The sequence below is a fragment of the Burkholderia sp. MSMB1078WGS genome (assembly GCF_001528895.1).
Taxonomy (GTDB): Bacteria; Pseudomonadota; Gammaproteobacteria; order Burkholderiales; family Burkholderiaceae; genus Burkholderia.
The window spans coordinates 1-21,502 of sequence record NZ_LPDI01000091.1; the positions used below are offsets into that span (position 1 = coordinate 1).

Below are 21,502 nucleotides of genomic sequence, written 5' to 3' on the forward strand. Positions count from 1 at the left end.
CGCTTCACTTCATTTGCCGTGATCAGCTTATGGCGGGACTTCCACCCGCAGGAATGCGCCCATGCTGGGCGCACACGTAAAAAAAGCCGGACGGCTGTCCGGCTTCTTCGGAGGCGGCGCGACGGCCGCCGTCAGAGCGGCACGTCGATCGTGCCGCCGCCGGCGGAGATCGCGTTCGCGCCCGGCGCGGCCGAGATCGGCGGCAGGTTCGCGCTCGTCAGCGCGGGCGCGGCGCCCGGCGTGCCGCCGCGCGGCACCGTGCGGATCACCTGCGACGGCGGCAGCGGCGCGCCGTTCTTCAGGTGCTTCCACATCAGGTTCAGCGCCTGCACGTTGTAGTAGTGAACCGGCACGAAGCGCGTGTCGAAGCCCGGAACCGACAGGAATGCGTCGAAGTGCTGGCCGTTCGTCACTTCGTAGAACACCAGCTGGCTGCGCCCGGCTTCGCTGATGCCGTTCTGCGCGACGTACGCGCGCGACGCGTGGTTCACGGGAACGAGCGCGTCGCTGCGGCCCTGCACGATGATCGCCGGCTTGCCGTGCAGGTTCGCGTTCACGCGCACCGCGTCGACGTTCGCGGGCATGCCGAGCATCCCGTTCGTCCACAGCTGGCGCAGGCACAGCGCGCCCGCGAAGCTCGCGTCGGGCGTCGCGAGCCGGTGGTCGACGCCCGCGCCGTTGTTGAACACGAGATTGATGCCGGCCGTCGGCGGTACGCCGTTGCCGGCGCCGAACACGGCCGGCATCGGCGACGCGGCGGGCGCCGCGACCGCGCCGGTCGCCGGGTTCGTCGTCGCGAAGCTGAAGTTGCACAGGTTGTCGGTCACGCGCGAGCGCGTGTACGCGTTCGCATAGGTGACCGCGATCGCGGGAATCGCCTGCGAATCCCACATCGACGCCTGCAGCAGGTCGGAATCGGCCAGATAGCCGGCCGCATGGAGCTGCGCGAGCGCGTCGGCCGCCTGGCTCTGCGTGTCGGCGCCCGCCACCAGCCCGGCCGCGGCGAGCGTCGCGCAGCGCTGCGCGCGGATCGACTGCGTGGTCGCGGCCGGCAGCGCGCTCAGGTACGGCGCGCCGGCCAGCGACGCCGATGCGGCCGCGCACGGTTCCAGCAGGTTCGCGAGCGTCGCGTAATCGGCCAGCGGCCGGCCGAACGACGGCACCGGCTGGCCGCCCGCGCGAACGACCGCATTCGGCGCCATCCGCACGTTGATCTGCGGCTCGCCGACCACGACCGCGCTAATCCAGCCGCGGTCGTCCTGCTCGGCCGCCGCGAGCGAGGCGCCGCCGCCGTTGCTGACCGACGCGGCGATCGTCGTGATGTCGCCCGCGCGATAGCGCACGCCGTGACGCGCGCCGTCGATCAGCGGTCCGAACTGCTCGTTGAGCGCCCAGTACGCGAACTCGACCGACTGCAGCGTCACGCGCCCCCAGTCCTGCTCGGGATTCTGCTGCGAATGCGCGTGCTTGAACGCATAGCGGTTCGGGAAGCGGCTGTTGAACGCGGCGAGATCGCCGCTCGTCACGTTCGCGGTGAACAGGCTCGCGGTGCCGGCCAGCACCGCGTTGGCGAGCGTGCCGTCGATCAGCGTGACGGTGTCGGAACCGAGCTCGTGCGCGCCGTTGCCGCCGCCCTTGTCGTTGTAGGCCACCGCGCAGCCGCGCTTGAGCGCCCACTCGCCGGCCGCGGAAATCGCGCCGTACACGCCGCGCGAGCCGGACGACGTCGCGGTGACGATGCACGGCCGCGCGGGATCGAAGCTCGCGGGCACCTGCACGAGCAGCGTCACGTTCTTCGCGCCGCTGCCGTCGTCGGCATACGCGAGATATTCGGTGCCGGGGATCTTGCCTTCGCCGAGCGTATCGTTGCCGTCGAGGTCGACGTTCGGCCCCCAGAAGCGGCCGTAGCCGCCGTTCGCGCTCATGTCGACGAGCGCGCGGTAGTTCGACCAGATGGCAAGGCGACGCAATTCGGCGCTCGTCGGCCGCGACGGGTTCGCGAAGCCGGGCGCACTCGCCGCGGCGAGGCCCGTCTTGCCGAGGCCGGCCGTCAGCAGGTCGTCGCTCGCGCCGTCGTAGGCCGTCGTGCGCACGCTGCCGGACACGAAGCCGGGCAACCGGTTGCGCTCGGCCGACTCGTCGCCGTTGCAGGCGCCGAGCATCGCGACCGCGGCCAGCGCCGCCCCACACACCACCCGCCTGCCCCACCCGAGCTTCGTCATCGCCGCCCCCTCGATATCGTTATCGGTCCGCCGCCGCGCCGCGCACGGCGTTCGGTTTCTGAAGCGCAAACGGGCCCCGGCATGCCGGGGCCCGCCTGGAAACGGGCGCACGCGGCGCTCGCGCGCCGCCGCCCGGCATTACTGCTGCTGAACCGTCAGCTTGTTCGTGACCGACGTCACGCCCTTCACGCTCTTGGCTGCCGCTTCCGCCTTGTCGATCTGTGCCTGGTCGGGCACCGTGCCCTCCAGCGAGATCGCGCCGCCCTTCGAACGCACGACGAGGTTCGCCACGTCGATGCCGCCTGCCTTCGTAATGGCCTTGCGCACCGCGTAGCCGAGCTTGCGGTTCGCCTTCTTCGCGGTTTTCGCGGCGGCCTTCGGCGCGCTCGCCGCGGCCGACGGCGCTTCCGTTGCCGCTGCGTCGCTCGACTGCGCATACACGCTGCCCGACAGACAGGCCGCCACGGCGGCGACACCCAACGCTCTCAACACGATCGACTTCATGCTATCTCCTTATCACTCCGGAACGGCCGTGCACAGTACGGCCGGATACCCCCAAAAACAGCCGGCCCGCGCGCGAACGGGCGGGACAGCCGGTGTTTTCCACGGCGATACGAGAGAGGCGTCACGGGCCGGCGGCCGGCGCACGCGAAAGCGGGCCGGCCGGGCCGGACAGCCGCCGGCCGGACTCGCCCGGTCTCATGACGTGCCGGGTCGCGCGCGATTCGGGCGCGGCTGCGTCGCACAATGTAATCCAGCGCCCGCGGAAGCGCAAAGCTTTTGACGCGACGGCGCGCGCCGCTGTCGCCGCGCCGCCGTGCAATCCCGCCGCGACTCGCGCATGCACGGCGAAACCGGGTACCATCGCCGCGAGCATCCGTGTCGTCCGGTGACGACCTTCACCGATGCGTCACGCCAGCGTCATCCGCCGATCCCATGAAGCCAGCCCGCCCTCGCCCGCCGCGCCGTATCCTCGCCCGCTTCGTCGCCGTCTCGTGGCGCGACCTCGCGCTGTCGATCGGCCCGACCGTGCTGCTCGCCGGCGCGGCCGTCTGGCTCGCGGTCAAGCTGATCCAGCCGGCGCCGCCGTCCACGCTCGTGATTTCGTCCGGGCCGCCCGGCAGCACCTACTGGAACGCCGCCCAGAAATACAAGACGATCCTCGCGAAAAACGGCGTCACGCTCGACGTTCAATCGTCCGAAGGTTCCGCGCAGAACCTCGCGCGGCTGTCGAACCCGAACGCGCCGGTCGACGTCGGCTTCGTGCAGAGCGGCATCGGCCCGAAGGAGCGCGACGAGCATCTCGTGTCGCTCGGCAGCATCGGCTACGTGCCGCTCGCGATCATGTACCGCGGCCCGGTCGTCGGGCGCCTGTCCGACTTCAAGGGCAAGCGGCTCGCGCTCGGCGCGCAAGGCAGCGGCGCGCGCGAACTGAGCCTCGCGCTGCTGAAGATGAACGGCATCGTGCCGGGCGGCCCGACCGAGCTCCTGCCGACCGCCGGCGAGGACGCCGCGACCGCGCTGCTCGACGGCAAGATCGACGCCGCGTTCCTGTCGGGCGACTCGACGCAGATCCCGGTGATGGCGAAGCTGTTCCGCGCGCCGGGCGTGCACGTCTACTCGTTCACGCAGGCCGACGCGTATGCGCGGCGCTTTCCGTACCTGACCGCGATCACGCTGCCGATGGGCGTCTACGATCTCGGCCGCAACCTGCCGCCCGCCGACATCCACACGGTCGCGCCGACGATCGAACTCGTCGCGCGCGACTCGCTGCACCCCGCGCTGTCCGACCTGCTGATCGAGGCGGCGCGCGAAGTGCACGGCCACGCGACGATCCTGCAGCACGCAGGCGAATTCCCGTCGTCCGTCACGCGCGGCTTCCCGCTGTCCGACGATGCCGCCCGCTACTACAAGTCGGGCAAGACCTTCCTGTACCGACGGCTGCCGTTCTGGGTCGCGAGCCTCGTCGACCGGCTGCTGGTGGTGGTCGTGCCGCTGATCGTCGTGCTGATTCCCGGGTTGCGGCTCGTGCCGTCGCTGTACGGCTGGCGCGTGCGCTCGCGCATCTACCGCTGGTACGGCGCGCTGATCGCGCTCGAGCGCAGCGCGCTCGGCGAACATACGGCCGAGGAGCGCGTCAAGCTGCTCGACGAGCTCGACGACATCGAGGAAGCGGTGAACCGGATGAAGATGCCGCTCGCGTACGCGGGGCAGTTCTACGTGCTGCGCGAGCACATCGGCTTCGTGCGCGAACGGCTCACCGCGCACGACCAGGATGCGCCGGCGGCCCCGCCCGGCGCCGGCAATCCGCCGGCACGCACGGAAACCGACCCGCCGCCGGCCGGCGACGCCCCCCGGGCGACTCCCGGTTCCGCGTAAGCGAACGATCCGCGATCATTGCTGCATGCGCGCGCCGCCGCGTAACATGGAGGCCGCCGCCAGGCGCCGCACGCCCCACCTTCTGGAGAACGACATGACAACCGGCCTCGACACCGCCCAACCCGCCTGGTTCTTCGACTTCGTGTCGCCGTTCTCGTATCTGCTGCTCGAACAGCACGACAAATGGCCGGACGTGCCGTTCAACCCGGTCGCCGTCTCGCTGCCCGACCTGCAGCGCCACTGGGGCCAACGCCCGAGCGCCGACGTGCCGGCCAAACGCGTGTTCACGTACCGGCATGCGCTGTTTCGCGCGGAACAACTCGGCATCCGCTTCAAGATGCCGCCCGCGCATCCGTTCGATTCCGACAAGGTCCTGCGCCTCGCGATCGCGCTGCGCGCCGATATCGTGACGGTGCTGGAAATGTTTCGCTTCATCTGGCGCGAAGGGAACGATCCGTCGACGCCGGAAGGCTTCGCGGCGCTGTGCGAACGCGTCGGCGTCGGCCACGGCGACGAGCTGATCGAATTCGAGGAAACCGCTGCACAACTGACCCGCAACACGGCCGACGCGATCTCGCTCGGCGTGTTCGGCGTGCCCACCTTCTGGATGAACAAGCAGCTGTTCTGGGGCGAGGACGCGCTGCCGATGGTGCTGTACTGCGCGCGCACGCCGAACTGGCTCGAATCGCGCGAGGTCAAGCGGATCAGCACGCTGCCGAAGGGCCGCGCGTGATGGCCGGTATCACGCACGGCAACGCGCGGCTGCGGTAAGGTTACGCGTCACCGGAATCACCCCCCATCGATGGAAGACGACGACCGTACCGCCTCGCTCGACATCTGGCTCGTGCGCGTGTTGCGCACGCTGCTGCTCGAGCGCAGCGTCACGCAGGCCGCGCTGCGGCTGAACCAGACCCAGCCCGCGATCAGCACCGCGCTGCGCAAGCTGCGCGAGACGCTGAACGACCCGATCCTCGTGCGCGGCAAGTCCGGCATGGTGCCGACCGAATACGGCGCGTCGCTGCTCGACGCCGCATCGCGCGCGCTGCGCGAGGTCGATTTCATCGCGACGCCGCACGGCGACTTCGATCCGTCGTCCGCGCGGCGCACGTTCCGCGTCGCCGCGCCCGACTACCTGAACGATTTCTTCATGCCGACGCTGATCGAGCGCTTTCGCGACGCGGCGCCGCATGCCCATCTGGAGATCGATTCGCTGAATCCCGCGCTCGACCACGCGGGTGCGCTCGAATCGGGCGCGCTCGATCTCGTGATCGGCAACTGGCCGAAGCCCGACCCGCAGTTCGCGCGCCAGGACCTGTTCTCCGACACGATCGTATGCCTGATGCGCGACGCGCATCCGCTCGCCCGCGTGCCGCTCACGCGCGACGCGTATGCGTCGGCCGCGCACGTCGCGCCCACCCCGTACACCGGCGACAAGCGCAACGCGATCGAGATCGGCCTGGCGCGCGCACGCCTCACGCGGCGCATCGTGACGACGCTGCCGTACTTCGGGATCGTGCCGCAGGTGCTGCTGCAGTCGGACCTGATCTTCACGACGACGCGCCGCTTCGCGACGCACTATGCGCAACTGCTGCCGCTCGTCGTCGTCGCGCCGCCCGTGCCGTTCCCGCGTATCAAGAGCTACCTGCTCACGCATCCGCAGCCCGATCGGCCGACCGACATCGCGTGGCTGTGCGCGCTGATGCAGAGCGTATCCGACGAGCTGACGGTCGCCCGCACGCGCAAGCGCTGATGCGCGGCCGGCGCGCCGCGCGACCGTTCGACAGCGCGGCCGCTCAGGCCGTGCAGAAGGTTTCCTGCAGATGGGTCCAGCGCACGACGTCCGCCGCGTCGCGCGCGAACACGGCGGTCGCACGGCGCGCGGGCAACTCGCCCGCCGCCGCGTGCTGCGCTTCGAGATAGGCGATCACCGCATGCGATGCGTCGGCCGCGAGCACGCGGATCTCCGACAGCGTGATGCGCAGCCCCGGCTTCGCGCCGGCCAGCTTCGCGAACAGCGCGCGCGTGCCGTCACGGTCGACCACGCGGCCGTCGGTCAGGGTCATCGTGAAATCGGCGGCAAACGCCGCGAGCAGCGCATCGAGCGCCGCCGGCGCGGTATCGACGCCGGACAGCCAGCGCTCGATGGCGACGAGGCTCGCATCGAGCGCGTCGAGATAGACGGAGTGATCGGACATGGGTGTGCACGGTGAGGTGAAGCACGGCCCGCTGCCGCGCGTCGTCGTGCAGTGTATGCAAAAACGCGCGGCCGTGCGCCGGCCGCGCGACATCGGCGTTTTACCGCGCGCAGGACACGTCTTCGCGTGCGCGCCCGGCCACCGCCGCCTTCGCATCGGCCACCCGCATGCCCGAGCGTGCCTGCAGCAGCTCCGCGCAGACGGCCACCGCGATCGCGCCCGGCGCCTTGTCGACGATGCCGGCGACACCGATCGGACACACCATCTCGACGAGCCGCGCCGGATCGACGCCGCGCGCGGTAAGCCGGCGCTCGAACTTCACGCGCTTGGTGCGCGAGCCGATCATCCCGAAGTACGCGTAGTCGCGCCGCCGCATGATCTGCGCGGCGAGCGAGAAGTCGAGCGCGTGGTTGTGCGTCATCACGAGGAAGTACGCACCGGGCGGCGCCGCGTCGACGACGGCCTCCGGCGTGTCGGTCGGCTCCGGCTGCACGTTCGGCGGACATTCGTCCGGGAACAGCTCGTCGCGCGTGTCGACCCACTGCACGACGCACGGCAGCGCGCCGAGCAGCGTGACGAGCGCGTGGCCGACGTGCCCGGCGCCGAACAGCACGATGTGCATCGGCGCCGGCGCGCCGGTCGCGCGGTTGCGCTGGCCGGTGCCTTGCGCGAACGCCGGGGTCGACGCGGCGCGCGACGGCTGGGCCGGCCCGTTCATGCCAGCCTCCGCCGGGCCATGCCGCCGTGAGCGGGCAACGTACGAAGCGCGCGCAAAGAGCGTTTCATGTCAGCCTGCCTGGCCCGCGCGGGCCGCACGCACCGCGCCGATCGCGCGCAGGATCGACTCGCCGGTGGCCGGCGCGTCGAGCGGCGGATTCACCTGGTAATCGCCGACTGCCGCGATCGCGTCGCGCACCGCGAAGAACACCGAGAACGGCAGCAGCAGCGGCGGCTCGCCGACGGCCTTCGAGCGGTGGATGCTGTCCTCGACGTTGCGGTTCTGGAACAGCCGCACGTTGAACTCGGGCGGCGTGTCGTTCACCGTCGGGATCTTGTACGTGGACGGCGCATGCGTCATCAGCTTGCCGCCCTGGTTCCACCACAGCTCCTCGGTCGTCAGCCACCCCATCCCCTGGATGAACGCGCCTTCGACCTGGCCGATGTCGAGCGCCGGGTTCAGCGACGCGCCCACGTCGTGCAGCGCATCGACGCGCAGCGTGCGCATCTCGCCCGTCAGCGTGTCGATCACGACTTCCGACACGGCCGCGCCGTACGAGTAGTAGTAGAACGGGCGGCCCTGCAGTTTCGACTGATCCCAGTGCAGCTTCGGCGTCGCGTAGAAGCCGTCGGACCACAGCTGCACGCGCGCCAGGTAGGCCTTCGCGATCACTTCGCCGAACGGCACGCTCGCGCCGCCGATCCACACGAAGTCGTTGCCGAACTTCACGTCGGCCGCATCGACCGTGCCGTCGCCGAACTGCTTCGCCGCGAACGCCGCGAGCCGCTCGCGCAACTGGCGCGCCGCATCCTGCGCGGCCTTGCCGTTCAGGTCCGAGCCCGTCGACGCGGCGGTCGCGGACGTGTTCGCGACCTTGCTCGTATCGGTCGCCGTCACGCGGATCCGGCCGAAGCGGATGCCGAGCTCGTGCGCGACCACCTGCGCGACCTTCGTGTTGAGCCCCTGTCCCATTTCCGTGCCGCCGTGGTTCACGAGCACCGAGCCGTCGGTGTAGATGTGCACCAGCGCGCCGGCCTGGTTGAAGTGCGTGACGTTGAACGCGATGCCGAATTTCACCGGCGTGAGCGCGATGCCCTTCTTCAGCACCGGGTTGCGCGCGTTGAACGCGCGCACGCCCGCGCGCCGCGCACGGTAGTCGCTCGTCGTCTCGAGTTCGCCGAGCAGCTCGTGCAGGACGTTGTCCTCGACCGTCTGCCCGTACGGCGTCACGTTGCGTTCGGTCTTGCCGTACAGGTTCGCGTAGCGCACGTCGAGCGGATCGCGGCCGAGCGAGCGCGCGATGTCGTCGAGGATGTATTCGATCGCGAACGCGCCCTGCGGGCCGCCGAAGCCGCGGAACGCGGTGTTCGACTGCGTGTTGGTCTTGCCGCAGTAGCCGGCGATGTCGACGTCGCCAAGCCAGTACGCGTTGTCGAAGTGGCACACCGCGCGCGTCATCACCGGGCCCGACAGGTCGGCCGAGAAGCCGCAGCGCGACGTCATGTCGAGCGCGACGCCGTCGATGCGGCCGTCGTCGTCGTAGCCGACGTCGAAGCGGTAATGGAAGTCGTGCCGCTTGCCGGTGATCATCATGTCGTCGTCGCGGTCCGGACGCAGCTTCACCGGGCACAGCAGCTTCCACGCGGCAAGCGCCGCGCAGCACGCGAACAGGCCCGACTGCGATTCCTTGCCGCCGAACCCGCCGCCCATCCGGCGGCATTCGACCAGCACGTTGTGCGACGCGACGCCGAGCACGTGCGCGACGAGGTGCTGCATCTCGCTCGGGTGCTGCGTCGAGCAGTACACGTGCATCCCGTCGTCGTCCTTCGGCACCGCGTACGCGATCTGCCCTTCCAGGTAGAACTGCTCCTGCCCGCCGAGCAGCATCTCGCCCGACTCGCGGTGCGGCGCGGCGGCGAGCCGCGCGGCTGCGTCGCCGCGCGCGAGCTTCAGCGGCGGGATCACGTAGGTTTCGGCCTTGCGCGCTTCCTGCGCGGTCAGGATCGCGGGCAGCTCCTCGTAGTCGACCTGCGCGCGGCGCGCGGCGAGCCGCGCGGTTTCGTGCGACGTCGCGACGACGATGAACATCGGCTGGCCGACGAACTGCACGACGCCCTTCGCGAGCACCGGATCGTCGTGGACGATCGGCCCGCAATCGTTGACGCCCGGGATGTCGTCGGCCGTGAACACGGCGACCACGCCCGGCGTCGCGCGCACCGCGTCGAAGTTCATCGACACGATCCTCGCGTGCGGCTTCGCCGACAACCCGAGCGCCGCGTGCAGCGTGCCCGCGACGAGCGGGATGTCGTCGGTGTAGGTGGCGCGCCCGCTCACGTGCAGGTGGGCGGACTCGTGCGCGCGCGACACGTGCACTTGCGCGGCGTCGGCCTGCGGGTCGACGGTGCTGAGGAACGGTTCTGCTTGCTGGTTCATGTTCGGTGTTCTCCGTCTTCAGACGCGCGCCGCGTCGTCGGCAACTTCGGCGGCCACTTCGCGCACGTTCAGCGCCTGCGGCGGCAGCGGATCGTGCGGACGCGTCTCCAGCCAGAAGCGATACATCAGGTTCTTCGCGGTATCGAGACGATACGTGCTCGTCGCGCGCATGTCGGACAGCGGCTGGTAGTCGCGCTCGAGCGCCTGCATCGCGGCCTGCGCGGTGGCTTCGTGCCACTGTGCGCCGTCGAGCACGGCTTCCGTATGCGTGGCGCGCTTCGGCGTCGCCGCCATCCCGCCGAACGCGACGCGCGGCTCGCGGATCGTGTCGCCGTCCGCGATGAACGCGAACGCCGCGCACACGGCCGAGATGTCGGAGTCGAACCGCTTCGACAGCTTGTAGGTGCGGAACTGCAGCTTCGCGCGCGCGCCGGTGCGGGTCGGCACCTTCAGGCCGACGACGAACTCGTGCGGCGCCATGTCCTTTTGCTGATAGCCCGTGTAGAGCGCCTCGAGCGGCAGCTCGCGCACCGTGTCGCCGCCGCGCAGCACGACGCGCGCGCCGAGCGCGATCAGGCCCGGCATCGAATCGCCGATCGGCGAGCCGTTCGCGACGTTGCCGCCGATCGTGCCCGCATTGCGGATCGGCAGCGACGCGAAGCGCTTCCACATCTCGGTCAGCTCCGGGTACGTGCGGGCGAGTGCCGCATAGGCCTTCTCGACCGTCACGCCCGCGCCGATCTCGATCCAGTCGTCGCCGTCCACGACCTGCTGCAGTTCGGCGATCTGGCCGACGTAGAGCAGATCGTCGAGGCGGCGCATCTGCTTGGTGACCCACAGGCCGATGTCGGTGCTACCCGCGAGCATGCGCGCGTCGGGACGCTCGACCTTCAGCGCGGCCAGCGCGTCCAGCGTGCGCGGCGCGGCGAAGCGCGCACCGTTGGCCGCCGTGTAGTCGAACGTGTCGTCGCGCTTGAGCGATGCGAGCGTGCGGGCAAGCGCCGCCGTGTCGACCACCGCCGACGGCGCCGACGCGCCTTCGCCGGCCGCGCCTTCGCCGGCCGCATCGAACATCCGCACCGCCGCATCGACGATCGGGCGATAACCGGTGCAGCGGCACAGGTTGCCGGTCAGCGCATCGGCGATCTCGGTGCGCGTCGGCACGTCCTTCGCCTTCGCGCACGCGTTGCCGCAGCCTTCGTGGCCGTGCTTCTCGTACAGCGCCCACATCGACATCACGAAGCCGGGCGTGCAGAACCCGCATTGCGAACCGTGGCAATCGACCATCGCCTGCTGCACCGGATGGAGCGCGCCGTCCGGCTGGCGCAGGTCCTCGACCGTCAGGAGCGCCTTGCCGTCGAGCGTCGGCAAGAACTGGATACACGCGTTGACGGCCTTGAACTCGACCGCACCGGCGTCGGTCAGTTCGCCGACGACGACCGTGCACGCGCCGCAGTCGCCTTCCGCGCAGCCTTCCTTGGTGCCGGTGCAATGCGCGTCCTCGCGCAGGTATTGCAGCACGGTGCGGGTCACGTCCGCGCCGCTGACTTCGCGGATCGCGTGACGATGGTAGAAGCGGATCGGCTCACTCATGTCTCGGTGTTTCTTCAAATTGGGGGGCTAGGCGGCCTGCGCGGAGCGCTCGACCGACGTTTTTCCGACAGTTTGCACGCTATCACCGTCAAATTCCGCAACCCATAGCCCATCGCGCATGCGGCTCATATAACTGCCGCGATATGCGCGCCCGACCGCCCGCGCCCCTTGCCGCACGGTGCGCCGCGCCCGTTTCCGGCGCCCGCGACCGCCGGTCGTCTTCACGAACCGCAGGCAGTTAACTAAACGGTACCTGCGTGAAAACCGGTTCCATGGGAAAATCCCGATTCCCTTTTCCGCCGTTTTCCGTCCGATCCGTCATTCGTTCCGACCCCATGTCAACCGATTCCGCCACACCGCCGCACAGCGGGTTCGCGGTCACGCTGCAAATCGTGTCCGTCGTCTGCTTCACGTTCATCTGCTACCTGACCATCGGCCTGCCGCTCGCGGTGCTGCCGGGCTTCGTCCACGACGACCTCGGCTTTTCCGCGATCGTCGCGGGCGGCGCGATCAGCGTCCAGTATTTCGCGACGCTCGCGTCGCGGCCGCTCGCCGGGCGCCTCGCCGATACGCTGGGGCCGAAGCAGACGGTGCTGCGCGGGCTGGTCGGCTGCGGCGTGTCGGGCGTGCTGCTGCTCGTCGCGCTGCTGCTCGCACACTGGCCGGTCGCGAGCCTCGTGCTGCTGATCGCGAGCCGGCTCGTGCTCGGCGTCGGCGAAAGCCTGTGCGGCACCGGCGCGATCCTGTGGGGCATCGGCCGGGTCGGCGTCGCGCACAACGCGAAGGTGATCTCGTGGAACGGCATCGCGACCTACGGCGCGCTCGCGCTCGGCGCGCCGGTCGGCGTCGCGATCGCCCATACGCTGAATCCGGCGCTGATCGGCGTGATCGTGATCGCGCTGGCCGCGCTCGGCTTCTACCTCGCCCGCCTGATCGCTGCCGTGCCGCTCGTGCACGGCGAACGGATGTCGTATGCGAGCGTGTTCACGCGCGTGCTGCCGCACGGCCTCGGCCTCGCGCTCGGCTCGGCCGGCTTCGGCTCGATCGCGACGTTCGTCACGCTGTACTACGCGGCGCGCCACTGGCCGAACGCCGCGCTGTCGCTGACCGTGTTCGGCACGCTGTTCATCGGCGCGCGCCTGCTGTTCGCGAACACGATCAAGACCCACGGCGGCTTCCGCGTCGCGATCGTGTCGTTCGCGTTCGAATGCGCGGGCCTCGTGCTGCTGTGGCTCGCGCCGGTGCCGCACGTCGCGCTCGTCGGCGCGGCACTGACGGGCTTCGGCTTCGCGCTGATCTTCCCGGCGCTCGGCGTCGAGGCCGTCGCACTCGTGCCGCCCGCGAGCCGCGGCGCGGCGCTGTCCGCGTATTCGGTGTTCCTCGACCTGTCGCTCGGCATCACCGGCCCGCTCGCCGGCTATGTCGCGGGCGCGTTCGGCTATCCGCAGGTGTTCCTGTTCGCGGCGGTGGCCGCCGCCGCGGGCGTCGCGCTCTCGATGGTGCTGTATCAGCGGCAGGCGCGTGTGGCGGGAAGCGGCGCGGCGGCTTGATCACGCCGCTCGCCCCACGGCGGCCAGTTGCGAAAGTCGCGGCGCCGTCGCGTCAAAAAGAAAACGCCTGCATCGCGCAGGCGTTTTTTTATATGGCGGCCGTCGCGATGGCCGGCGCGGTCACGCCGTCCGCAGAAACAACCGGCGCGTGAGATCGAACGCGACGAGATTGCCGGCCACCACGAGCAGCAGCCCGATCACCGCGAGCGGCGACCATTGGTAGCCCTCGAACACCGTCGACACGGCCAGCGCGACGATCGGGAACAGCACCGTGCAGTACGCGGCGCGCTCCGGCCCGATCCGGCCGACGAGCGTCAGGTAGGCGGTGAAGCCGATCACCGAGCCCGGCACGGCCAGGTACACGAGCGCGCCGAGATAGCGCGGGCTCATGTCGAGCGTGAACGGCATTCCGGCCACCGCGCTGCCGACGGTCAGGATCGCCGCGCCGATCAGCATCGCCCAGCCGTTGGTCGCGAGCGGATGCAGCCCCATCGACTGCATCCGGCTCGACAGCAGGTTGCCCGCCGAGAAACACATCGTGCCGGCGAACGCGATCGCGAGCCCGATCCACGTCGCGTGATCGTCGAGATGGCCGGCCATCTGCTGCCAGAACAGGCATGCGATGCCGGTCAGGCCGAGCAGCGCGCCCGCGATCGCCGACGGCCGCAGCGGGCGGCCCATGAACAGCCAGCCGTTGATCGAGTTCAGCAGCGGCGCAGTCGAGAAGATCACCGCGACGAGCCCGCTCGGCACGACCTGCTCCGCATAGTAGAAGCACAGGAAATTCAGGCAGAACAGCGCGAAGCCCTGCGCGGCGAGAAAGCGCCACGCTTCGCGCGGCGGGCGCACCGGTCGGCGCATCACGCGCAGCAGGGCGAACAGCACGGCGGCCGCGAGCCAGAAGCGCCACGCGATCGACACGGGCGGCGGCACCGAGCCGAGTTGCCACTTGATCGCGATCCAGGTAGTGCCCCAGATCAGCACGGTGACGAAATAAAGCGACAGGTTCATGGCGACAATCCGGGAAATCGGGTGAATCGGGATCCCGACTATGCCGCCGCACCGCGCGTGCCGATTGTCCTGAATTGCGGTCTTTTTCGGGACGCCGCACACGCGGTCGCGCGGCCGCTTATACTCGGCGCATCATGAGTCCCTCCCTCTGCGCCCCGCCCGTCGACCGCGCCGCCGCCCTGGCCGGCGGCGATCTGCCGTTCGGCCTGCAGTCGGTCTGCCGCACGCTCGCCGACGCGAACGCGACGCTCGAGCGCTTCGCGTGGCTCGGCGACCATCTCGCGATCGCCGAATGGACGCGGATCACCGACGAAAGCGAGACGATCTACGAGCAGCCCGGTCACCACACGCTGTCGTGCTACCTCGACGGCGGCTACCGGACCGAGCGCCAGCGCGTGCCGCGCTACGGCGCGCCGAGCCTGCTGTGCGCATTGCCGGGCGACCATGAATCGCGCTGGTGGGTGCGCGGCGAAATGCATTTCATCCACCTGTATTTCCTGCCCGAACACTTCACGCAGCGCGCGATCCGCGAGCTCGACCGCGAACCGCGCGAACTGAAGCTGGCCGATCGCACCTATTTCGAGGATGCGCGCGTCGCCGCGCTGCTGCGCTCGCTCGCGCTCGACGGCTGGGACGATGCCGACGACCGGCTGCGCGCGAACGAAACCGCGCATGACGTGCTGAGCCTGCTGCTGCGCGGCCAGAGCACGACGCGCACCGACACGTCGTACCGCGGCGGGCTCGCGCCGGCCGTGCGCCGCCGCGTGCGCGACTACATCGACACGTACCTGACGCAGCCGCTGACGCTCGGCGAACTCGCCGAGGTCGCCGCGCTGTCCGAATACCATTTCTCGCGGATGTTCCGGCTGTCGTTCGGCCGTGCGCCGCACGCATGGGTGGCCGAGCAACGGCTCGCTCGGGCCCGCGAGCTGCTGCGCACGACGGCGCTGCCGCTCGCGCAGATCGCGGCCGACTGCGGCTACGCGAACGCCGGCCACTTCAGCCATCGCTTTCGCGACGCGCACGGCACGACGCCGAATACGTACCGGCGCGCGATGCAGGGCCGTTGAGCGCGGCCCCGTGGCGCTGTTCCGCGCTTACGCGCCGCGCCGCGACAGTTCCTGTTCGAGCGCGGCGACGCCGGCCGGCAGGTCGACCGGCACCTTCAGGTCGACCATCGTGCGGCCGAACGCATGCAGCGTGCGGAACAGGTTGTGTTCGCGGCACTGCTCGCCCATCTGTCCGATCCGCACGATCGGCAACCCGAACGAACCCGAGATCTCGACCTGGTACTGCTTCGAGATATGGCCGCAGACCATTCCCGGCGTGAGCCCCTCCGGCGTCTCGATCCCGACCACCGAATTGAGCCGGCAGTCCTTCGGCGCATAAAGCTTGAGCCCCATCGATTCGACACCCGCCTGCAGCGCCAGCGAGCAGCGCAGGTGGCGCGCGAAGCGGCTTTCGAGCGTCTCCGCGCAGACGAGCCGCAGCGCCTCGTGCAGCGCGAGCACGCCCGACACGGGCGCCGTGTAGTGATAGCCGGCGTTGTGCCAGAAGTTCTCCGCGAGCGCCATGTCGAGGCACCAGTGCGCATTCGGCTCGGGGCGCTTCTTCATGCGTTCCCACGCGGCATCGGAAAACGCGATCAGCGACACGCCCGGAATCGACGACAGCCCCTTCTGACCGCCGGTGATCACCGCGTCGATGCCCCACGCGTCCATCTCGAGCGGCATCGTCGACAGCGTGCACACCGCGTCGACGACCACCAGCGCGCCGGCCGCCTTCGCGAGCGCGGCGATGTCGCGCAGGTCGCGGTTCCATACGGTATTCGACGTCTCGCCCTGCACGATCGTGACGATCTCGGGCCGCTCGCGCGCGATCGCGTCGGCGATCTCGTCGAGGCTCGCGACCGCGCGGTCGGCGACTTCGAGCGTCGCGACGTCGGCGCCGACGCGCGTGGCCATCTCGGCCATCCGCGCGCTGAAGAAGCCGTTGCGGATCGACAGCACGCGCGTGCCGCGCCACGCGAGGTTCGAGATCGCCATTTCCATCGCGGCCGAGCCTGGGCCCGCAACGCCGAGCACCCACTTCGTGCGGGTCTGGAACACGTAGCGCGCCATCTCCTTCACCTGCTCGATGATCTTCGCCATCGTCGCGCCGAGATGGTTGATCACGATCGTGTTCGCCTTGGCCACGGCGGCCGGGATCGGAACCGGGCCGGCCCCCATCATCAGCAGCGGTTCTTCGGGCAGGATCGCGTCGAGCGGCACGACGACGGGACAGGGAATCGGCGAATAATCGATGGACATGGCTGGAAAATGATGAGGGAAGAAAAATGCCCGGACGCCGGCGGCATGGCACGGCGAACTGGTCGATCATTCCGCGTTCCGCCGCCCCGCGCAAGAGGCACGCACGTCCGGACAGCGCGACGCCGGCCGGTCGCCGGACCGGGCCACCCGGTCGCGCCGCGACCTGCCGGATTGAAAAAGGGATTGCCGGCCGTTTCCGAAACGGTTCCATTCGGGTTCCGCCCGCACGATTTTCTCCGCCAATATCGGCAACGGTTCGCCGAAACCGCCGGTTCAGCCCGATTCTCGGATCGAACGAAATGGAGCGGCCACCTGATACAAATCGCGGAGCGAATTCGATACACAAAATCCGAACGTGGAAAAAACATCCATTATTGCGGCATGTATTGGGGAGCGACGCCGAAATCGCCCTGTCACGGTTCGCACGAATTTAGCCCAACATGTTGATTGGAATAAGCAATCCGGGCCGCTTCGACGCATATTCCAATATCGCGCCGTTTTCCCCTGGCGTTCTTGCTGCATTGCAGCGTTAAACCGGTACTCGCGATTTCGATTTTACGCAAGCCGCCCCTTTTCTCAGGTTGACGGATATCGGTTCCGTATTGAACAATCGTCTGCGGAATCGAAATTCGATTTTCGATACGAGGGAGAGCTGGGGCCGCGCAATGCGCTTTCGATGTCGTGCGGCGATAAATCACAACCAAAATCAATCAACCGGGCCAGAAATACGCAAGCCATGAACCAGATTCAGACCATGCGTGTATTCGTCTGCGTCGCCGAACAGCAAAGCTTTCGGCGCGCGGCGCACCATCTCGGCGTGTCCAATGCGCTCGTCACGCGTTCGATCGCGATGCTCGAGGGCCACCTGAACACACGGCTGATCCATCGCACCACGCGCAACCTGTCGCTCACCGAGGCCGGCGTGCGCTACCTCGATGGCTGCCGTGCGCTGCTCGAGGAATTCGACCACCTCGAATCGTCGGTCGCGCATGCGGTGCGCGAACCGGCCGGCACGCTGCGCGTCGTCGCGTCGGGGCTGCTGTCGCCGCTGGCGCTGACGCCGCTCGTCAGCAGCTTCCGGCACCGCTATCCGGAGCTGCGCGTGCAGCTGACCGTCGCCGAAGGGCCGCTCGACGTGCTCGATTCGGGCTACGACGTCGGCATCGTCACCGGCACCCGGCTCGACGGCAACCCGTCGCTGATCGGCCATGCCCTTGCGCCGAATCCGTTCGTCGCGTGCGCGGCGCCGGCCTATCTCGACCGTCGCGGCGAGCCGCGCGTGCCCGACGATCTACCGGGCCACGACTGGGTCACGCTCGCGCCGCACCAGCACGCGCCGACGTGGCAACTGGTCGGTCACGACGGCGTCGCCCATTCGGTCACGGTGCGCCCGGCCTGCACGGTCAACCAGCTCGCGCTCGTGCAGGCGGCGGCCGTGGCCGGCGCCGGCATCGCGGTGCTGCCCGAGCCGTGCGTGGCCGACGCGCTCAACCACGGCACGCTCGTGCGGCTGATGGCCGGCTACCGGATCGACGATCCCGACGCGCAGTTGTCGCTCGTCTATCCGAACCGCCAGTACGTGCCGGCCCGCACGCGCAGCTTCGTCGAGCATGCACTCGAGCACTTCGGCGCGTCGTCTGCCCGCGAACGGACGGACTACGGCTTCCTGCGGCCGGCGCGCGGGCCCGAACACGCCGACATCGTCACGGGCCTGCAGTAAACTGCGCGCGTCAGCCATCGGAGGTGCAGCGTGCGCGTGATCCTGTTCAGCAGCCGGCAGTACGACGACGATTCATTCACCGCCGCCAACCGGCAGTTCGGCTATCGGCTGCACTTCCAGCCGTCGCACCTCGACGCGGAAACGGCGATCCTCGCGCACGGCTATGACGTCGTCTGCCCGTTCGTCAACGACACCGTCGATGCGGCCGTGCTCGAGCGGCTCGCCGACGGCGGCACGCGGCTGATCGCGCTGCGCTCGGCGGGCTTCAACCATGTCGACCTCGCCGCCGCCGAACGGCTCGGCGTCGCGGTCGTACGCGTGCCCGCGTATTCGCCGCACGCGGTCGCCGAGCACGCGGTCGCGCTGATCCTCGCGCTCAACCGCCGCCTGCCGCGCGCCGTCGCACGCACCCGCGAAGGCGATTTCTCGCTGAACGGCCTGCTCGGCTTCGACCTGCACGGCAAGACCGTCGGCGTGATCGGCACCGGCATCATCGGCAGCGTGTTCGCGAAGATCATGATGGGGTTCGGGATGCATGTGCTCGCGCACTCGGTGCCGCCGTACAACGACGAGCTGATCGCGTTCGGCGCGCGCTACGTCGAGCTCGACGAGTTGCTGCATCACGCCGACATCGTCAGCCTGCATTGCCCGCTGCTGCCGTCGACACACCACCTGATCAACGAACGCACGCTCGCGCGGATGAAGCACGGCGCGATGCTGATCAACACGGGGCGCGGCGGCCTCGTCGATGCGCAGGCGCTGATCGACGCGCTCAAGAGCGGCCAGCTGGGCCATCTCGGGCTCGACGTGTACGAAGAGGAAAGCGGGCTCTTCTTCGAGGATCACTCCGACCTGCCGCTGCAGGACGACGTGCTCGCGCGCCTGCTGACGTTCCCGAACGTGATCGTCACGTCGCACCAGGCATTCTTCACGCGCGAGGCGCTGGCCGAGATCGCGCACACGACGCTGCTGAACATCGAGGCATGGCATGCGGGCACGCCGCAGAACGTCGTCATGCCAAACCGTTGAAAAACAGCCCGTTTGACGGCCAGCATCGCATCCGCAATCGTTTGCTCTTGTCCGTTGCTGCGCACCGCACCCAATCTCGTCAACAATTCAGCGCATTGTTTCGCCCGAAGTAACGTTTCGTGCGCGCCGTCTGTTATCGTTGCGCCGACGTCCTTCCCTGCCTTTGCCGCTCATGCGTTTCGACGATTCCGACATCGCCGCCGTCTATCGCGCCATCTTCGAACGGCGCGACATGCGCCACTTCACGCCGGCGCCCATCGATCCGGCCGTGCTCGCGCGGCTGCTGCGCGCGGCGCATCACGCACCGAGCGTCGGCTTCATGCAGCCGTGGCGCTTCATCCGCGTCACCGATCCCGCATTGCGCACCGCCATTCACGCGCTGGTCGAGGCCGAGCGCCGCGCGACCGCCGACGCGCTCGGCGAGCGTCAGGACGAGTTCATGCGGCTGAAGGTCGAGGGCGTGCGCGAATGCGGCGAGCTCCTGGTCGTCGCGCTCGCCGACGGGCGCGAACGCCATGTATTCGGCCGCCGCACGCTGCCGGAGATGGATCTGGCATCCGCCGCGTGCGCGATCCAGAACATGTGGCTCGCGGCGCGCGCGGAAGGCCTCGGGATGGGCTGGGTGTCGCTGTTCGACGTCGATGCGCTGCGCACGCTGCTGCGGATGCCCGACGGCGCGAAGCCGATCGCCGTGCTGTGCGTCGGGCACGTCGATGCGTTCTATACGAAGCCGATGCTCGAAGCCGAACGCTGGGCCGCGCGGATGCCGATCGAAGCCTGCCTGTTCGAGAACGGCTGGGACGCGCCGGCGGCGATCGATGGGGCCGGATCGGCTGCGTCGCCGGCGGATACCGAAATGAAAAAGAATTCGGGCGCGATGCCCGACGGAACGCCCGAACGCATCGCCTGATGCACGGTTCGGCAGCCACCGTCGCGCCGCCGCCGAATCGCCGCCGATCCAACCGGATGAGCCTTCCGCCCGCCGCCCCGTCGCACGACGGCAACAACTGTTTTGGCCCCAAGCATAGGGGTTTTCACTGAAGTAGAATCGCGGCTGACGTTCGCCCGACCGACCGCCCGTCCCGCGCATCCCGCGCCTGGCTCGAGCGGCATCCTTTCCCGAGCCTACCGCGATGCCCCTGCCTCTTTTCGCCCTTGCCGTCGCCGCATTTGGAATCGGTACCACCGAATTCGTGATCATGGGCCTGCTGCCGAACGTCGCGCGCGACCTCGGCGTGTCGATCCCGGCCGCCGGGATGCTCGTGTCGGGCTATGCGCTCGGCGTGACGGTCGGCGCGCCGATCCTCGCGATCGTCACCGCGAAGATGCCGCGCAAGCGTGCGCTGATGGGCCTGATCGGGCTGTTCATCACGGGCAACCTGTTCTGCGCGATCGCGCCCGGCTACGCGGTGCTGATGGCCGCGCGCGTCGTCACCGCGTTCTGCCACGGTGCGTTCTTCGGCATCGGCTCGGTGGTCGCGAGCAACCTCGTCGCGCCGAACCGCCGCGCACAGGCGATCGCGCTGATGTTCACCGGCCTCACGCTCGCGAACGTGCTCGGCGTGCCGCTCGGCACCGCGCTCGGCCAGGCGTTCGGCTGGCGCGCGACGTTCTGGGCCGTCACCGGCATCGGCATCGCCGCGGCCGCCGCGCTCGCGGTGTGCCTGCCGAAAAACCTCGCGATGCCCGACACCAGCATCACGCGCGAATTCAGCGTGCTGAAGCACCCGCAGGTGCTGATGGTGCTCGGCATCAGCGTGCTCGCGTCCGCGAGCCTGTTCAGCGTGTTCACGTACATCACGCCGATCCTCGAGGACGTGACGGGCTTCTCGCCACGCCAGGTCACCTACGTGCTGCTGCTGTTCGGCCTCGGCCTGACGGTCGGCGGCACGCTCGGAGGCAAGCTCGCCGACTGGCGCCGGATGCCGTCGCTGATCGCGACGCTCGCGCTGATCGGCATCGTCCTCGCGCTGTTCGCGGGCACGATGCACGTGCCATTCGCCGCGCTAGCGACGATTTTCGTGTGGGGTATCCTCGCGTTCGCGATCGTGCCGCCGCTGCAGATCATGATCGTCGATCGCGCGAGCGACGCGCCGAACCTCGCATCGACGCTGAACCAGGGCGCATTCAACCTCGGTAACGCGACCGGCGCGTGGCTCGGCGGCGTGGCGATCGGCTCCGGTGTGTCGCTCGTGAACCTGCCGTGGGTCGGCGTCGCGATGGCCGTCGCCGCGCTCGCGCTCACGCTGTGGTCGGCGTCGCTCGAACGTCGCCCGGTGGCCGTGCCGACCGAATACGTATAACGCGACCCTGCCGCGATCGTTGCGGACACAACTCCATCCG

General features: G+C 69.2%; 18 protein-coding genes. 10 read left to right on the top strand and 8 right to left on the bottom strand.

Translation table 11 applies throughout. The features are described from left to right. Nucleotides 1–131: 131 nt before the first annotated feature. Both WT24_RS22505 and WT24_RS22510 read right to left on the bottom strand, forming a co-directional pair. Nucleotides 132–2,222 (bottom strand): D-(-)-3-hydroxybutyrate oligomer hydrolase, encoded by a 2,091-nt coding sequence (locus tag WT24_RS22505; protein ID WP_060035904.1) that lies wholly within the window; start codon nt 2,220–2,222, stop codon nt 132–134. Nucleotides 2,223–2,360: 138 nt separating this feature from the next. After that, the gene (locus WT24_RS22510; protein WP_059501100.1) at nt 2,361–2,726 is read right to left on the bottom strand and encodes a BON domain-containing protein; all 366 of its coding nucleotides are present in this window, start codon (nt 2,724–2,726) and stop codon (nt 2,361–2,363) included. Between the two features lie 432 nt (nt 2,727–3,158). Here WT24_RS22510 and WT24_RS22520 point away from each other — a divergent pair, with 432 nt between their 5' ends. From WT24_RS22520 to WT24_RS22530, 3 genes are all read left to right on the top strand, one after another. Further along, entirely contained in the window at nt 3,159–4,601 is a 1,443-nt protein-coding gene (locus tag WT24_RS22520) for a TAXI family TRAP transporter solute-binding subunit (protein ID WP_059501099.1), read from the top strand. Nucleotides 4,602–4,695: 94 nt separating this feature from the next. Then, entirely contained in the window at nt 4,696–5,334 is a 639-nt protein-coding gene (locus tag WT24_RS22525) for a 2-hydroxychromene-2-carboxylate isomerase (protein WP_059501124.1), read from the top strand. A gap of 69 nt (nt 5,335–5,403) precedes the next feature. Next, nucleotides 5,404–6,351 (top strand): LysR family transcriptional regulator, encoded by a 948-nt coding sequence (locus WT24_RS22530; protein ID WP_034206550.1) that lies wholly within the window; start codon nt 5,404–5,406, stop codon nt 6,349–6,351. Between the two features lie 43 nt (nt 6,352–6,394). Here the strand turns inward: WT24_RS22530 and WT24_RS22535 are convergent, their stop codons facing one another. The 4 genes from WT24_RS22535 to xdhA form a co-directional block, all read right to left on the bottom strand. Then, the gene (locus tag WT24_RS22535) at nt 6,395–6,796 is read right to left on the bottom strand and encodes a nuclear transport factor 2 family protein (protein WP_060035906.1); all 402 of its coding nucleotides are present in this window, start codon (nt 6,794–6,796) and stop codon (nt 6,395–6,397) included. Between the two features lie 100 nt (nt 6,797–6,896). Then, nucleotides 6,897–7,514 (bottom strand): xanthine dehydrogenase accessory protein XdhC, encoded by a 618-nt coding sequence (gene xdhC, locus WT24_RS22540; RefSeq protein ID WP_060035907.1) that lies wholly within the window; start codon nt 7,512–7,514, stop codon nt 6,897–6,899. 69 nt (nt 7,515–7,583) lie between these two features. Next, nucleotides 7,584–9,947, bottom strand: coding sequence for a xanthine dehydrogenase molybdopterin binding subunit (xdhB, locus tag WT24_RS22545; protein ID WP_059501096.1), 2,364 nt, complete (start codon nt 9,945–9,947; stop codon nt 7,584–7,586). An 18-nt stretch (nt 9,948–9,965) separates the two neighbouring features. After that, nucleotides 9,966–11,540: a xanthine dehydrogenase small subunit gene (gene xdhA, locus WT24_RS22550; protein WP_060035908.1), complete on the bottom strand. Its 1,575-nt coding sequence runs from the start codon at nt 11,538–11,540 to the stop codon at nt 9,966–9,968. A 335-nt stretch (nt 11,541–11,875) separates the two neighbouring features. Here xdhA and WT24_RS22555 point away from each other — a divergent pair, with 335 nt between their 5' ends. Together WT24_RS22555 and WT24_RS34580 are read left to right on the top strand one after the other, a co-directional pair. Continuing rightward, on the top strand, nt 11,876–13,090 hold the full coding sequence (locus WT24_RS22555) for an MFS transporter (protein WP_059501094.1): 1,215 nt from the start codon (nt 11,876–11,878) through the stop codon (nt 13,088–13,090). Continuing rightward, nucleotides 13,087–13,242 (top strand): hypothetical protein, encoded by a 156-nt coding sequence (locus WT24_RS34580; protein WP_156441859.1) that lies wholly within the window; start codon nt 13,087–13,089, stop codon nt 13,240–13,242. The genes WT24_RS22555 and WT24_RS34580 overlap by 4 nt, the downstream gene beginning before the upstream one ends. Here the strand turns inward: WT24_RS34580 and WT24_RS22560 are convergent. Beyond that, entirely contained in the window at nt 13,211–14,101 is an 891-nt protein-coding gene (locus tag WT24_RS22560; RefSeq protein WP_060035909.1) for a DMT family transporter, read from the bottom strand. The two genes, WT24_RS34580 and WT24_RS22560, sit on opposite strands and share 32 nt — an antisense overlap. A 134-nt stretch (nt 14,102–14,235) precedes the next feature. Between WT24_RS22560 and WT24_RS22565 the strand changes: the two genes are divergently transcribed. Further along, nucleotides 14,236–15,171: an AraC family transcriptional regulator gene (locus tag WT24_RS22565; protein ID WP_059501092.1), complete on the top strand. Its 936-nt coding sequence runs from the start codon at nt 14,236–14,238 to the stop codon at nt 15,169–15,171. A 27-nt stretch (nt 15,172–15,198) separates the two neighbouring features. Here the strand turns inward: WT24_RS22565 and WT24_RS22570 are convergent, their stop codons facing one another. Then, nucleotides 15,199–16,410, bottom strand: coding sequence for an alanine--glyoxylate aminotransferase family protein (locus tag WT24_RS22570; protein WP_059791714.1), 1,212 nt, complete (start codon nt 16,408–16,410; stop codon nt 15,199–15,201). Nucleotides 16,411–17,146: 736 nt separating this feature from the next. Between WT24_RS22570 and WT24_RS22575 the strand changes: the two genes are divergently transcribed. The 4 genes from WT24_RS22575 to WT24_RS22590 all read left to right on the top strand — a co-directional run bounded on the left by WT24_RS22575 (nt 17,147) and on the right by WT24_RS22590 (nt 21,462). Continuing rightward, nucleotides 17,147–18,130, top strand: coding sequence for a LysR family transcriptional regulator (locus WT24_RS22575; protein WP_059779369.1), 984 nt, complete (start codon nt 17,147–17,149; stop codon nt 18,128–18,130). Nucleotides 18,131–18,160: 30 nt separating this feature from the next. Further along, nucleotides 18,161–19,159: a 2-hydroxyacid dehydrogenase gene (locus WT24_RS22580; RefSeq protein WP_060035910.1), complete on the top strand. Its 999-nt coding sequence runs from the start codon at nt 18,161–18,163 to the stop codon at nt 19,157–19,159. Nucleotides 19,160–19,331: 172 nt separating this feature from the next. Further along, on the top strand, nt 19,332–20,069 hold the full coding sequence (gene bluB / locus WT24_RS22585) for a 5,6-dimethylbenzimidazole synthase (protein ID WP_060035911.1): 738 nt from the start codon (nt 19,332–19,334) through the stop codon (nt 20,067–20,069). Between the two features lie 223 nt (nt 20,070–20,292). Beyond that, on the top strand, nt 20,293–21,462 hold the full coding sequence (locus WT24_RS22590; RefSeq protein WP_060035912.1) for an MFS transporter: 1,170 nt from the start codon (nt 20,293–20,295) through the stop codon (nt 21,460–21,462). Nucleotides 21,463–21,502: the final 40 nt, after the last annotated feature.

Coding starts and splice junctions, on each gene's coding strand:
- WT24_RS22530 (WP_034206550.1), top strand. CDS start 5,404: ATGGAAGACGACGACCGTACCGCCTCGCTCGACATCTGGCTCGTGCGC.
- WT24_RS22520 (WP_059501099.1), top strand. CDS start 3,159: ATGAAGCCAGCCCGCCCTCGCCCGCCGCGCCGTATCCTCGCCCGCTTC.
- WT24_RS22555 (WP_059501094.1), top strand. CDS start 11,876: ATGTCAACCGATTCCGCCACACCGCCGCACAGCGGGTTCGCGGTCACG.
- bluB (WP_060035911.1), top strand. CDS start 19,332: ATGCGTTTCGACGATTCCGACATCGCCGCCGTCTATCGCGCCATCTTC.
- WT24_RS22575 (WP_059779369.1), top strand. CDS start 17,147: ATGAACCAGATTCAGACCATGCGTGTATTCGTCTGCGTCGCCGAACAG.
- WT24_RS22560 (WP_060035909.1), bottom strand. CDS start 14,101: ATGAACCTGTCGCTTTATTTCGTCACCGTGCTGATCTGGGGCACTACC.
- WT24_RS22510 (WP_059501100.1), bottom strand. CDS start 2,726: ATGAAGTCGATCGTGTTGAGAGCGTTGGGTGTCGCCGCCGTGGCGGCC.
- WT24_RS22590 (WP_060035912.1), top strand. CDS start 20,293: ATGCCCCTGCCTCTTTTCGCCCTTGCCGTCGCCGCATTTGGAATCGGT.
- xdhB (WP_059501096.1), bottom strand. CDS start 9,947: ATGAACCAGCAAGCAGAACCGTTCCTCAGCACCGTCGACCCGCAGGCC.
- xdhC (WP_060035907.1), bottom strand. CDS start 7,514: ATGAACGGGCCGGCCCAGCCGTCGCGCGCCGCGTCGACCCCGGCGTTC.
- WT24_RS22570 (WP_059791714.1), bottom strand. CDS start 16,410: ATGTCCATCGATTATTCGCCGATTCCCTGTCCCGTCGTCGTGCCGCTC.
- xdhA (WP_060035908.1), bottom strand. CDS start 11,540: ATGAGTGAGCCGATCCGCTTCTACCATCGTCACGCGATCCGCGAAGTC.
- WT24_RS22525 (WP_059501124.1), top strand. CDS start 4,696: ATGACAACCGGCCTCGACACCGCCCAACCCGCCTGGTTCTTCGACTTC.
- WT24_RS22535 (WP_060035906.1), bottom strand. CDS start 6,796: ATGTCCGATCACTCCGTCTATCTCGACGCGCTCGATGCGAGCCTCGTC.
- WT24_RS22505 (WP_060035904.1), bottom strand. CDS start 2,222: ATGACGAAGCTCGGGTGGGGCAGGCGGGTGGTGTGTGGGGCGGCGCTG.
- WT24_RS22565 (WP_059501092.1), top strand. CDS start 14,236: ATGAGTCCCTCCCTCTGCGCCCCGCCCGTCGACCGCGCCGCCGCCCTG.